The sequence below is a fragment of the Pelomonas sp. Root1444 genome (assembly GCF_001426885.1).
In the GTDB taxonomy this organism is placed as follows: domain Bacteria; phylum Pseudomonadota; class Gammaproteobacteria; order Burkholderiales; family Burkholderiaceae_C; genus Pelomonas.
Map to the genome: position 1 here is coordinate 782,101 of NZ_LMFP01000003.1, position 12,993 is coordinate 795,093.

Annotated in this window: 13 protein-coding genes and 1 tRNA gene; 9 read left to right on the forward strand and 5 right to left on the reverse strand. The window is 68.0% G+C overall.

What is annotated here, in order from left to right; genetic code table 11:
- Positions 1-57: 57 nt before the first annotated feature.
- The gene (locus ASD35_RS06450) at positions 58-579 is read right to left on the reverse strand and encodes a GNAT family N-acetyltransferase (protein ID WP_056874050.1); all 522 of its coding nucleotides are present in this window, start codon (positions 577-579) and stop codon (positions 58-60) included.
- A 45-nt stretch (positions 580-624) separates the two neighbouring features.
- Between ASD35_RS06450 and ASD35_RS06455 the strand changes: the two genes are divergently transcribed.
- A complete protein-coding gene (locus ASD35_RS06455) occupies positions 625-1,521 on the forward strand; it encodes an alpha/beta fold hydrolase (RefSeq protein ID WP_056874051.1) in 897 nt (298 codons plus the stop codon).
- Here ASD35_RS06455 and ASD35_RS06460 read toward each other — a convergent pair whose 3' ends face one another.
- On the reverse strand, positions 1,522-1,773 hold the full coding sequence (locus tag ASD35_RS06460; protein ID WP_235538253.1) for a DUF4212 domain-containing protein: 252 nt from the start codon (positions 1,771-1,773) through the stop codon (positions 1,522-1,524).
- Between the two features lie 56 nt (positions 1,774-1,829).
- Here ASD35_RS06460 and prfB point away from each other — a divergent pair.
- The 6 genes from prfB (at position 1,830) to ASD35_RS06490 (ending at position 8,560) form a co-directional block, all read left to right on the forward strand.
- Positions 1,830-2,934, forward strand: a protein-coding gene (gene prfB, locus ASD35_RS06465; protein WP_157275403.1) for a peptide chain release factor 2 whose coding sequence is annotated in 2 segments (ribosomal slippage) — positions 1,830-1,910 and positions 1,912-2,934 — 1,104 coding nt in all. Because the reading frame shifts where the segments join, the coding sequence is not laid out codon by codon here.
- 19 nt (positions 2,935-2,953) lie between these two features.
- Entirely contained in the window at positions 2,954-4,159 is a 1,206-nt protein-coding gene (locus ASD35_RS06470) for an AAA family ATPase (RefSeq protein ID WP_056874053.1), read from the forward strand.
- Positions 4,156-4,749: a DUF4276 family protein gene (locus ASD35_RS26480; RefSeq protein ID WP_082579953.1), complete on the forward strand. Its 594-nt coding sequence runs from the start codon at positions 4,156-4,158 to the stop codon at positions 4,747-4,749. Before ASD35_RS06470 ends, ASD35_RS26480 begins: the two co-directional genes overlap by 4 nt.
- 19 nt (positions 4,750-4,768) lie before the next feature.
- Positions 4,769-7,438: an aminopeptidase N gene (pepN, locus tag ASD35_RS06480; protein WP_056874055.1), complete on the forward strand. Its 2,670-nt coding sequence runs from the start codon at positions 4,769-4,771 to the stop codon at positions 7,436-7,438.
- Positions 7,435-8,451, forward strand: a complete 1,017-nt coding sequence (locus ASD35_RS06485) for a class 1 fructose-bisphosphatase (RefSeq protein WP_056874056.1) — start codon at positions 7,435-7,437, stop codon at positions 8,449-8,451. Before pepN ends, ASD35_RS06485 begins: the two co-directional genes overlap by 4 nt.
- 33 nt (positions 8,452-8,484) lie before the next feature.
- Positions 8,485-8,560, forward strand: a tRNA-Thr gene (locus ASD35_RS06490).
- A 92-nt stretch (positions 8,561-8,652) separates the two neighbouring features.
- On the opposite strand, the gene ASD35_RS06495 is transcribed toward ASD35_RS06490, so the two are convergent.
- Positions 8,653-8,997 carry a hypothetical protein gene (locus ASD35_RS06495; protein WP_056874057.1) on the reverse strand — a complete coding sequence of 115 codons (345 nt, stop codon included), beginning with the start codon at positions 8,995-8,997 and terminating at the stop codon, positions 8,653-8,655.
- Positions 8,998-9,100: 103 nt separating this feature from the next.
- Between ASD35_RS06495 and ASD35_RS06500 the strand changes: the two genes are divergently transcribed.
- Positions 9,101-10,276, forward strand: a complete 1,176-nt coding sequence (locus ASD35_RS06500) for a zinc-dependent alcohol dehydrogenase (protein WP_056874058.1) — start codon at positions 9,101-9,103, stop codon at positions 10,274-10,276.
- Between the two features lie 15 nt (positions 10,277-10,291).
- Here ASD35_RS06500 and ASD35_RS06505 read toward each other — a convergent pair whose 3' ends face one another.
- Positions 10,292-11,296: a glycosyltransferase family 2 protein gene (locus tag ASD35_RS06505; protein WP_157275405.1), complete on the reverse strand. Its 1,005-nt coding sequence runs from the start codon at positions 11,294-11,296 to the stop codon at positions 10,292-10,294.
- Between the two features lie 45 nt (positions 11,297-11,341).
- Between ASD35_RS06505 and ligD the strand changes: the two genes are divergently transcribed.
- Complete coding sequence (gene ligD, locus ASD35_RS06510; protein WP_056874059.1) at positions 11,342-12,214, forward strand: non-homologous end-joining DNA ligase; 873 nt, start codon at positions 11,342-11,344, stop codon at positions 12,212-12,214.
- Here ligD and ASD35_RS06515 read toward each other — a convergent pair.
- Positions 12,211-12,873, reverse strand: coding sequence for an OmpA family protein (locus tag ASD35_RS06515; protein ID WP_056874620.1), 663 nt, complete (start codon positions 12,871-12,873; stop codon positions 12,211-12,213). The two genes, ligD and ASD35_RS06515, sit on opposite strands and share 4 nt — an antisense overlap.
- Positions 12,874-12,993 lie beyond the last annotated feature (120 nt).

The window sequence follows — 12,993 nt, forward strand, 5'->3', positions numbered from 1 at the left end:
GCTAGCCAGCAGCGCCTGCCCGGGGCTCATGGATTGCCCGGAGACCGGGCGGCCGGGTCAACCCAGCAGGGTCGACCACATGCTGGGGCGGTCGCCATCGGCGTAACGCTCCAACGCCTCGCCGCTGAGGCGGCAGATGCGCCAGTCGGCCAGCACCTCGGCGCCCAGCTTCTCGTAGAAGCGGATGGCGTCTTCGTTCCAGTCCAGCACCGTCCAGTCGAAGCGGCCATAGCCGCGCTCGCAGGCCAGCTGAGCCAGCTGGATGATCAGCGCGCGGCCCAGGCCGCTGCGGCGGTGGGCCGGGCGCACATAGAGATCTTCCAGATAGAGGCCAGGCTTGGCCAGGAAGGTCGAAAAGTTGGTGAAGTACAGCGCGAAGGCCACCACCTCGCCGTCGATCTCCCCCACCATGCACTCCACCGCCGGCCGGTCGCCGAACAGGTGGGGCTCGAGCTTCTGGGGCGTCACCTCGAGCAGATGGCTGAGGTTCTCGAACTCGGCGAGTTCGCCGATTAGTAGAACGATGGCGTCAAGGTCGCGCGGCTCGGCGGCGCGGATGTCGTGTTGAGGTGCGGGCATGGTGGGCCGCATTGTCGACGCACTGCCGTCGCCTACAGTGGGGACATGCCCGATGTCTACACCCCGCGCCGCCTGCACCGCGACGAATTCCTGAGCCTGCGCGGCTTGCGCCACCACATCCTGCGCTGGGGCGAACCCCGGGCCGGCCAGCCGCCACTGGTCATGGTGCATGGCTGGATGGACGTGGGCGCCTCCTTCCAGTTCGTCGTCGACGCCTTGCGGGCCGAGCGCGAAATCATCGCGCTGGACTGGCGCGGGTTCGGCCTCAGCGACACGACCGGCGCCGACTGCTACTGGTTCCCCGACTACCTCGGCGACCTCGACGCGCTGCTCGACGCCGTCAGCCCCGCCGCGCCGGTGGACCTGCTCGGCCACAGCATGGGCGGCAACGTCGCGATGAGCTATGCCGGCGTGCGCCCGCAGCGCGTGCGCCGCCTCGTCAACCTCGAAGGCTTCGGCATGCCCGACGTGTCGCCCGCCGCCGCGCCCGAGCGCCTTGCCAAATGGCTGGACGAACTGAAGGACCCGCCCACGCTGCGCCCCTACGCCACGCTGGCCGACGTGGCCGAACGGCTGCGCAAGAACAACCCGCGCCTGACCGCCGCCAAGGCCGCCTGGCTGGCCGGCCACTGGGCGCGAGAGACGCCGGAGGGCTTCCAGCTCAATGCCGACCCGGCCCACAAGCTGGCCAACCCCATGCTCTACCGCAAGGCCGAGGTGCTGGCTTGCTGGCAGCGCATCACGGCGCCCACGCTGTGGGTCGAGGGCAGCGACGACCAGCTGACGCGCTTCTGGGGCAGCCGCTACCCGCGCGAGGACTTCGAAGCCCGGCTCGCGCTGGTGCCGGGTCTTGCGCGCACCGTGCTGCAGGACGCGGGCCACATGCTGCACCACGACCAGCCCGAGGCGCTGGCCGCCGTGCTGGAGCCGTTCCTGGCCTGATCAGCCGCGCGGGGCACCGGCTTCGGCGTCCAGACGGGCCATCGCGCGCGCGTAGACGATGACGATGGCGCAAAAGCCCAGCAGCGCGCCCTGCGAGGCCAGCCAGAAGGCCAGCGGCCAACCGGAGACCTCCAGGCTGAGCTCGCTCGCGAACAGCACCGGCACGAAAGCCACCACCGCCCAGGCCAGCAGCAGCCAGGCGGTCAGGCGGCGCGTGCGGCGCCAGTAGTCGTCACGGGTGGGAGCTGTCACGCGCCCATTCTGGCGCATGAGAAAATCCGCGCTTTGCCAAAGCGTCCCCCTCTGTCATGGACATCGAACACATCAACCAAATCGGCAACATGCTTGCCGACCTCTCAGCGCGCACCGACGCGCTAAGGGGGTATCTTTGACTTCGACCGCAAAGCACTGCGACTGAACGAAGTCAACGCCTCGCTCGAGAACCCCAACGTCTGGAACGACCCCAAGCGGGCCCAGGAACTGGGCAAGGAAAAGCGCACGCTGGAGGGCGTGGTCGAGACGATCACGATGCTGACCAGCTCGCTGGCCGACAACGCCGAGCTCTTCGAGATGAGCAAGGAGGAAGGCGACGAGACCGGCATGCTGGCCATCGAGGCGGACGCTGGCAACCTGCGCGCCAAGATCGAGGAACTCGAGTTCCGCCGCATGTTCAACAACCCGGCCGACCCGCTGAACTGCTTCGTCGACATCCAGGCCGGCGCTGGCGGCACCGAGGCCTGCGACTGGGCCGGCATGCTGCTGCGCCAGTACCTGAAGTACTGCGAGCGCAAGGGCTTCAAGGCCACGCTGGAAGACGAGACGCCGGGCGACGTGGCCGGCATCAAGAGCGCGACCATCAAGGTGGAAGGCGAGTACGCCTTCGGCCTGCTGCGCACCGAGACCGGCGTGCACCGCCTGGTGCGCAAGTCGCCGTTCGACAGCAGCGGCGGCCGCCACACCTCGTTCGCGTCGCTGTTCGTCTACCCGGAAGTGGACGACTCGATCGAGATCGACATCAACCCGGCCGACGTGCGCACCGACACCTTCCGCGCCAGCGGTGCCGGCGGCCAGCACATCAACAAGACCGACTCGGCGGTGCGCCTGACGCACATCCCGACCGGCATCGTCGTGCAGTGCCAGGACGGCCGCAGCCAGCACAGCAACCGCGACGTGGCCTGGAAGCGCCTGCGCTCGCGGCTGTACGACCATGAAATGCGCAAGCGCATGGAAGAGCAGCAGAAGCTGGAGGACACCAAGACCGACGTCGGCTGGGGCCACCAGATCCGCAGTTATGTGCTGGACCAGAGCCGCATCAAGGACCTGCGCACCAACTACGAAACGTCTGCGACGCAGAAGGTGCTGGACGGCGATCTCGATCCGTTCATCACCGAGTCGCTCAAGCAAGGCGTTTGAAGCTAACCGGGGCAGACACATGTATCTCAAGTCCGCGCGAATCCGGCACTACAAGAGCCTTGATGATCTCGAGCTTCGTTTCGAGCGCGGAGTGACGCTGATCGTCGGACCCAATGCTTCGGGCAAGAGCAACATCATCGACGCGCTTCGCTTTGTGCATGACGCCGTCACCGATGGCCTGGAGCACGCCGTCTCGACGCGTGACGGCATTACGCGTATTCGGCAGTATTCCAAGTCGAAACCCTATAAGGTCTCCCTGAGTCTGTGCTTTGATCCCCAAGACGAAGACAAGGAGGCTGACGAGCTGGACTATTCCTTTTCGTTGGCGTCCAAGGAAGGCGGTAACTACATCGTCGACAGCGAAGGCGGTTTCATCGGCAATCTGTCAGCCAGGCACACCCGCGCGAAGAGTGACGAGCCGGCGACGCCTCAGCCCATTCGGCTAAAGCGCGACCCCGGCGGCCGCTATTCGATCGTGCCGTTGTGGGAAGGATCTCAAGTCGCTGCGACTGACCAGCTAGCCATGGCGATGAACGGCCCCGCCGGCGCCGTTGCTGTGTTTGATTCAAACTCGATCCCTGCCTTCGTCAGTGACTGGAATTACTACGCGCTGTATCCGAACACGCTCCGCGGCCTTTCGCCGCCCGAGCGCGATGGTCGCCTGAATGAGTCAGGCAAAAACTACGCGTCGGTCATCAAACAGTTGAAGCGGACCAAGGCCGGCAAGGAGGCGCTGAGCCGCATCTACGAAACGATGCAGGAGATCGTGCCCGCCTTCCGGGAAGTATCCGTCAGCACGGTGGGCGGCTTTCTCGTCCCCAAGTTCCGTTTTTCGATCGACGGCCAATCGGTGGACTACGACGCCATCCAGTTGTCCGATGGAACGTTGCGCGTGTTTGGCCTTCTGCTGGCGCTGTACCAGGTGCCGGCCCCGCGTCTGCTATTGATCGAAGAGCCCGAACAGAACGTGCAGCCCGGCGTGCTGGCCGTGCTAGCTGATGCATTCAGGGAGGCATCAACACGCACTCAGATTATTGTCACCACGCACAGTCCTAATTTCGTTGATCACTTCTCGCCAGAAGAAGTCAGAGTCACGAGTTCGCGCCGCGGCGCCACCGTCATTGCCCCGATCAAGGCCTCTCAGAAGCGTGCGGTGCAGAAGCACCTCCTGTCGCTCAGTGAGTTCATGCTCGCCGAGGGCCTGGTTCCCGAAGGCGTGGAATGAGCGGAGGTATCAGGTCGGTTCTTCCAATCGTCGAAGGGCACGGTGATGCGATCGCCGTGCCAACACTGATACGACGCATCGCACACGATCACGGCCTCTTCGAACTCAAGACTCTGAGACCGCACATTCGCGGTGATCTGCCGAAGATTCGCCCCCGACTCAAGGACTATCTGCTGACGGCTGCCGAGGAAGGCGCACCAGTCCTATGGGTCATGGACTACGACTGCGACACTTGTACGGACGTCATGCGCGATATCGCTGACCTGCAGACGCAAGCCCATCTTGCGGCGCCGCACATGCCGGTGCGGTTCGCATTTATGGTCAAGGAGTTCGAGTCCCTATTCCTGGCCGACGAAGCGACCACTCGGCAGGTTTTGAAATCAATTCCTTTGGACGCCGCCTTCCCTTCCACTCCTGAGTCGATTCGCGGCGCGAAGGAATGGCTGTCCAAGGCTCTGCCCAAGGGGCAGGCATACAAGGAAACGATTCATCAGGACAGGATCAGCTCGCAGCTCAGCCTGGAAGTCCTGAGAAAGACCTCAGCCTCCTTCAACCGTTTCGAGCGATCACTGCTCGACCTCATTCAATAGCCCACAAAGGATGCCCCTCATGCGTGAAGGCACCGCCACCCTGATCCAACGCCTGGACTACCAGCAACCGGCGTTCTGGATCCGCAAGGTCGACCTGACCTTTGACCTCGACCCGGCCAAGACGCTGGTCACGAGCAAGATGCAGATCGAGCGCAACACGGCCGTGCCGCACGGCCCGCTGCGCCTGCATGGCGAAGAACTCAACCTGCTGCGCGTGCTGATCGACGGCAGCAGCGTGTCCTTCCGCCAGGAAGGCCATGAGCTGATCATCGAGGGTGCCCCTGACGCGGACTTCGCGCTCGAGATCCGCAACACCTGCTGTCCCGACAAGAACACCGCGCTGTCCGGCCTGTACACGTCGGGCGGCAGCTTCTTCACGCAATGCGAGGCCGAGGGCTTCCGCCGCATCACCTACTTCCTGGACCGGCCCGACGTGATGGCCGTCTACACGGTCACGCTGCGCGCCGACAAGGCCCGCTTCCCCATCCTGCTGGCCAACGGCAACCTGACGGGCAGCGGCGACCTGGACAACGGCCGCCATTTCGCCGTCTGGCACGACCCCTTCCCCAAGCCCAGCTACCTGTTCGCCGTCGTCGCCGGCGACCTCGTCGCGCGCGAGCAGCGCATCCGCACCCGCACCGGCAAGGACCACCTGCTGCAGGTGTTTGTCCGCCGCGGCGACCTGGAGAAGACCGAGCATGCGATGAACAGCCTCATCGCCTCCATCGTCTGGGACGAGGCGCGCTTCCAGCTGCCGCTGGACCTGGAGCGCTTCATGGTGGTCGGCGTGTCCGACTTCAACATGGGTGCGATGGAGAACAAGGGCCTCAACATCTTCAACACCAGCGCGCTGCTGGCCTCGCCGGCCACGGCGACGGACGCCGACTTCCATCGCATCGAGTCCATCGTGGCCCACGAGTATTTCCACAACTGGACCGGCAACCGCGTCACCTGCCGCGACTGGTTCCAGCTGTCGCTGAAGGAAGGCCTGACCGTCTTCCGCGACCAGGAATTCAGCATGGACATGGCCGGCACGCCGTCAGCCCGCGCCGTCTGCCGAATCCAGGACGTGCGCCAACTGCGCGCGCTGCAGTTCCCCGAGGACAGCGGCGCCATGGCCCACCCGGTGCGACCGGACAGCTACAGCGAGATCAACAACTTCTACACCGCCACCGTCTACGAGAAGGGCTCGGAGGTGGTGCGCATGTACCAGACCCTCGTCGGCCGCGCCGGCTTCGAGGCAGGCATGAAGCTCTACTTCGAGCGCCACGACGGCCAGGCCGTGACCTGTGACGACTTCGCCCAGGCGATCGCCGATGCGAACCCGGGCTCCGAACTCAGCACGCGCCTGGACGCCTTCAAGCGCTGGTACTCGCAAGCCGGCACGCCGCGCGTGACGGCCCACGGCGAGCATGACGCCGCCACCCAGACCTACACGCTGCGCCTGACGCAGCAGACACCCGCCACGCCGGGCCAGGGCGACAAGCAGCCACAGGTCATCCCGGTCGTCATGGGCCTGCTGGACCGCCACGGCGTGGCGCTGCCGCTGGACGCCGACGGCACCACCGAGCGCGTGCTGGTGCTGGACCAGGCCGAGCAGACCTTCGTGTTCAACGGCATCACCAGCGAGCCGGTGCCCTCGCTGCTGCGCGGCTTCTCGGCGCCCGTCGTGCTGGACGACGGCCTGTCGGACGCCGCGCTGCTGGTGCTGATGCGCCACGACAGCGACCCCTTCAACCGCTGGGAAGCCAGCCAGCGCCTGGCGCTGAACCGCATCCTGCATGCGTTGCGTGCCGGCCAGCCACTGGTGCTCAGCCCCGTCTTCATCGACGCGATGCGCGCCCTGCTCAACCACCCCGAGCTGGACCCGGCCTTCAAGGAACTGGCGCTGACGCTGCCCGGTGAGAGCTACATCGCCGAGCAGATGGACGTCGTCGACCCGCAGGCCATCCACGCCGCCGTGATGGCCGCGCAAGTCCAGCTCGCCAGCGCGCTGCGCGACGACTGGGCCGCAGCCTTCGAGGCGCACCAGGTGCAGGGCGGCTACACGCCGGACCCGGTGTCCTCCGGCAAGCGGGCGCTGGCCAACCTGGCGCTGTCCATGCTCGTGCTGGATGCGCAAGCCACCGGCGACACCGTGTGGCCCGGCAAGGCCTACCAGCGCTTCAAGGACGCCGGCAACATGACCGACCGCATGGGCGCGCTGGCCGCCCTGGTCAACGCCAACGCCGAGCTGGCGGCGCCGGCGCTGCAGCGCTTCCACGCGCTGTTCAAGGACGACGCCCTGGTCATCGACAAGTGGTTCGCACTGCAGGCTCGCGCGCCGGAGGCTGACGGCCGCGTGTTCGCACGTGCCAGGTCGCTGCTCAAGCATCCGGACTTCAGCCTCAAGAACCCCAACCGCGCGCGCAGCCTGCTGGCCTCGCTGTGCATGTTCAACCCGGCCGCCTTCCACCGCACCGACGCGGCGGGCTACGTGTTCTGGGCCGAGCAGGTGCTGGCCATCGACGCCATCAACCCCCAGCTCGCCAGCCGGCTGGCGCGCGCCATGGACCGCTGGGCCGCGCTGGCCGAGCCCTATCGCAGCGCCGCTCGCGAAGCCATTGCCCGCGTCGCCGCCAAGCCCGACCTGTCGACCGACGTCCGCGAAATCGTCGAACGCGCCCTCGCCTCCGGAAACCCAGCATGAGCCGCCAAACCAGCCTGACCCAATACCTCGTCGAACAGCAACGCGAGCACGGCCACATCCCGCAGGAACTGCGGCTGCTGATCGAAGTCGTCGCACGCGCCTGCAAGCGCATCGCCATCTCGGTCAACAAGGGCGCCCTGGGCGAGGTGCTCGGCAGCGCCGGCAGCGAGAACGTGCAGGGCGAGGTGCAGAAGAAGCTCGACATCATCGCCAACGAGGTGCTGATCGAGGCCAACGAATGGGGCGGCCACCTCGCCGCCATGGCCAGCGAGGAGATGGACAGCATCTACGTCGTGCCCAACCGCTACCCTCAGGGCGAATACCTGCTGCTGTTCGACCCCCTCGACGGCTCCAGCAACATCGACGTGAACGTCTCCATCGGCACCATCTTCAGCGTGCTGCGCAAGGTGGGCCACTCGCGCGGCGTGTCGGACGAGGATTTCCTGCAGCCCGGCAAGCAGCAAGCGGCGGCCGGCTACTGCGTGTACGGCCCGCAGAGCATGCTGGTGCTGACGGTGGGCGACGGCGTGGCCGTCTTCACGCTGGACCGCGAGACCGGCTCCTGGGTGCTGACGCAGGACCAGGTGCGCATCCCGGACGACACCAAGGAATTCGCGATCAACATGTCCAACCTGCGCCACTGGGCGCCGCCGGTACGCCGCTACATCGACGAATGCCTGGCCGGCACCACCGGCCCCAGGGGCAAGGACTTCAACATGCGCTGGGTGGCCAGCATGGTGGCCGACGTGCACCGCATCCTGACCCGCGGCGGCGTGTTCCTCTACCCCTGGGACCAGCGCGAACCCGACAAGCCCGGCAAGCTGCGCCTGCTGTACGAGGCCAACCCCATGGCCTTCCTGATCGAGCAGGCCGGCGGCGCGGCCGTCAACGGCACGGAGCGCATCATGGACATCAAGCCCGGCAAGCTGCATGAACGCGTCGCCGTCGCGCTGGGCTCCAAGAACGAGGTCGAACGCATCGCCGCCTACCACCGCGAGGCGGAGCAAAATTAGCCGCTATAATCTTGGGCTGACTTCACCGTCACGGCCGGCATAGCTCAGTTGGTAGAGCAGCGCATTCGTAATGCGAAGGTCGGGGGTTCGACTCCTCTTGCCGGCACCAGATGAAATGAGAAGGGCTTGGCATCCGCCGAGCCCTTTTTCTTTGTGCGGCCGGCGCGTCAACCTTGCCGCAAGCCTCTCCTCTTCACCGGCTCACCTCTCGCCCGACATGCCGCTGCCGTCGGGCTGGCTCGGGGCTTCGCTTCCGGCACGCTGCTCGCGCCACCGGCCGAACTCCTCGCTGAAGCGCTGGTAGCGCGCCTCCCGCCAGTGCGGGTAGTGGGCGTCGAGGTCGCGTTCATGCTCGCCGCGCAGGCGGCTGTAGTCGGGGTCCGCCGTCCAGTCGGCCGGCTGCTGCGTGAAGCGCGCCTCGAAGTCGTAGCCGTGCGGGCGCGGCGGATGGGCGGGGCGCCAGTCGCCGTAGTTGCTGCCGGCCGTGCTGCGCTCGCCGTCGCCGGTGGGGTAGACATGGGGATGGAGTTGGGGGTCGTGGTTCATGGCGCTGCGAGGGCGGTTGGGAGGCCTCGACGCGGCAAGGCCCATGCCCGCACGGGCACGGCATGGCGGTTGCCGCAGCGGGTGATCCAACCGGGAGAACCTCATGCGCGCACTCACCTTCCACGGCACCCGCGACGTCCGCGTCGACAACGTGGCCGACCCGACGCTGCAGCACCCACAGGACATCCTGCTGCGCGTCACCGCCACGGCCATCTGCGGCTCCGACCTGCACCTGTACCGCGGCAAGGTGCCCGGCCTGAAGGAAGGCGACATCCTCGGCCACGAGTTCATGGGCATCGTCGAGGAGGTCGGCGCCGGCGTGACACGGCTGCGGCCGGGCGACCGCGTCGTCGTGCCCTTCGTCATCGCCTGCGGCGCCTGCTTCTTCTGCGAGCGCAACCTGTTCGCCGCCTGCGAGACCACCAACGACGGCCGCGGCGCCATCCTGAACAAGAAGGACCTGCGGCCCGGCGCGGCGCTGTTCGGCTACACCCACCTGTACGGCGGCGTGCCCGGCGGCCAGGCCGAGTACGTCCGCGTACCCATGGCCAACACCGGCCCGCTGCCCATTCCCGACGCGCTGACCGACGCCCAGGTGCTGTTCCTGTCCGACATCCTGCCCACCGGCTACCAGGCCGTACTCAACGCCGAAGTGCAACCGGGGAGCAGCCTGGCCATCTTCGGTGCCGGCCCGGTCGGGTTGATGGCCGCGGCCTGCGCGCGGCTGAAGGGCGCCGAGCGCATCTTCATGGTCGACCACCATGACGACCGCCTGCGCTTCGCGGCCGACACCTATGGCGTCGAGCCGATCCACTTCGACAAGGTCGACGACCCGGCGCGCGCCATCATCGAGGCGACCCAGTTCCGTGGCGTGGACGCCAGCATCGACGCCGTCGGCTTCGAAGCCAAGGGCAGCACCGTGGAGACCGTGCTGACGACGCTCAAGCTCGAAGGCAGCAGCGGCGAGGCGCTGCGCCAGGCCATCGCGGCCACGCGGCGCGGCGGCATCGTCAGCGTGCCGGGCGTCTATGCCGGCTTCATCCACGCCTTCCTGTTCGGCGACGCGTTCGACAAGGGCCTGCAATTCCGCATGGGCCAGACGCATGTGCAGCGCTTCATGCCCGAGCTGCTCGAGCACATCGGCAACGGCGCGCTGCGCCCCGAGGTCATCGTCAGCCACCAACTGTCACTGGACGACGCCGCGCGCGGCTACGAGATGTTCGACAAGAAGATCGACGGCTGCCGCAAGATCGTCCTCACGCCGGGCCGGGCCACCTGAAGCGGCGCGCGCGGCTTACAGGAACGGCGTGCGGAAATGCCAGGCGCCGCGCAGCCGCCAGTAGACCGACAGGAAGGGGATGGCGGCCGAGGTGGCCAGCATCTCCAGCACGTGGCCGGGCTCGTGGGACGTGACGCGCAGCCGACGCCAGGCCACGCGCAACACCAGCGCCGCCGCCACGCCCAGGCCGAGTGCTGCCAGGCGCGGCCAGCCCGCCAGCGCCAGGCCCGGAGCGGCCAGCGTCAGCGCGACGATGACGTAGTAGTCCCACGGCGGCACCGGCCGCACGCGCTCGCGGTAGGCGCGCGGGTGCTTGCGGTGCAGCAGCGCATCGAAGAACACGTTGCGCTGCTGGCGCAACGACACGCCCCAGCGCTCGGGCCGCACCGGATGCCACACCAGTGCCTGCGGCGCGCGGCCGACGGCGCCCACCTGCAGCAGGCGGAAGTGCAGGTCGGAGTCCTCCCGCCAGGCGCGCAGGAAGCGTTCGTCGAAGCCGTCCACCTTCTGCAGTGCCTCCCGCCACACGAACGCGTTGGCAGTGACGAACTCGGCCGTCTCCAGGCCGCGCGTCATCAGCTCGTGGTCGGTGGGCCGATCACCGGCGCCTGGGGCGCGCGGCACCCTGACCCGGCCCGCGGCGGCGACCCAGTCACGGTGCAGCAGCAGCGTCGCCAGGCCCTGCTGCAGCCACTCGGCGTCGGGCTGCGTGTCGTCGTCGGTGAACGCGACCACCGCCGCGCACGCCGCGCGCCAGCCGCAGTTACGCGCCACGGCCGGGCCGCGCCCCGCGGACGGGCGTTGGTAACGGATGCGGGGGTGAAGCGCGCGGGCCGCATAGGACTGAACCAGCTCGCGGGTCGCCTCATCGTGGCCGTCGTCCACGACCAGGATCTCGTAACAGCGCGGCGCCAGCGTCTGCGCCAGCAAGGCTTGCAGGCACCGCTCCAGCAGCGCCGGGCGCCGGTAGGTCGGCACGACGACGCTGACGTCCACCTCTGCATGCGTTGACATCATCATGCGCAGGCTTCGGCAATCGGCATGCCGCTTGCCCGCAGGGCCCCCGTGAAGCTGACCCACCCTGAACGTGTCGTCGATGCCGCCAGCGGCGCCACCAAGGCCGACGTGGCGCGCTACTACGACGGCGTCGCCGACTGGCTGCTTGCCGAACTGAAAAGCCGCCCGGTGGCGCTGTTGCGGGCGCCCGAGGGCGTCGGTGAGGGCGGCTTCTTCCAGAAGCATGCCGGCAAGGCAGCATGGCCCGGCCTGCGCCTGCTGGACGCCGCCCTCTGGCCCGGTCACGACGCCTTGCTGGCCCTGCCCACCCGTACAGCCCTGCTGGGTGCGGTGCAGATGAACACCCTTGAGTTCCACGCCTGGAATGCGCGCGTGCCGCGCTTGGACAAACCCGACCGCATGGTGTTCGACCTGGACCCCGGCGATGGCGTGGACTGGGCCGCCATCCGCGACGGCGCGGTGCGCGTGCGCGACCTGCTGGGCGAACTGGGCCTGCGCAGCTGGCTCAAGACCAGCGGCGGACGCGGCCTGCACGTGGTGGTGCCGCTTGCGGCGCGCTGGCCGGTGGACACCGTCCGCGCGTTCTCACAGGCCGTGGTGCAGCGGCTGGCCGGCCGGGAGCCCGAGCGCTTCGTCGCCAAAAGCGGGGCAGACAACCGGGTCGGCCGCATCTTCGTGGACTACCTGCGCAACGGTGAAGGGGCGACGACGGTGGCCGCCTATTCGCTGCGGGCGCGGCCAGGGCTGGGCGTGTCCATGCCGTTGGCCTGGGACGACCTGGCAGCGCTGGATTCGCCCACGCGCTGGACCGCGGCCAACGCGCTGCAGCATCTGGCCGAGCGGCCCGCCGACCCCTGGGCCGAGCTGGGCGCGCACAAGCAATCGCTGGCCGCGCCACTGAAGGCGCTGGCCAGCCCTTAAGCGTTCTCGGACAGGAATATCTCGACGCGGCGGTTGGCCGCGCGGCCGGCCTCCGTCTCGTTGCTGGCCACGGGCTCGTGCGAGCCGCGGCCGGTGACGCTGAGCCGTGACGGCGCCACGCCGCGCGCGCTCAGGTAGTCGCGCACGGCCAGGGCACGCTCGCGCGACAGCGGGTCGTTGATGGCATCGCTGCCCGTGCTGTCGGTATGGCCGACGATGGTCACGCGCACGTTCGGGTCGAGGTTGCGGCCGATTTCGTCCAGCACCGGCCTCATCTGCGGCTTGATGTCGGCGCGGCCGCTATCGAAGGACACATCGCTCGGCACGTTGAGCTTCAGGCGGTTGTCCTCGGTGCGGGCCACCTCGACGCCGGTGCCCTGGCTGGCGCGGGCCAGCGCCTCGCGCTTGTCCTCCATGCGCTTGGACCACAGGTTGCCGGCCACCGCGCCGACGACACCGCCGATGGCCGCGCTGCGGCCGGCATTGCCGCCCGTCGCCGAGCCGATGATGGCGCCGGCCACGGCGCCGACGCCTGCGCCCTTGGCGGTGCCTTGTTCACGCTCGCTCATGGACGAGCAGCCAGCCGCAAAGGCCAGCGCGGCGACGAGCGCGGCGGTACCGGTACGGCACAGCGCAGAGGTGATGGTGGACGAAGACATGACGCGGCTCCTGATGGATTGAATGGCCGTCATCGTCGGCGCGCCGCCCATGCCAACCTGTCGTCGCGCGCCGCAGCCGTGTGTCGTCTTCGTCCTACTGCGGCGCGCCCGGCGCCGGCC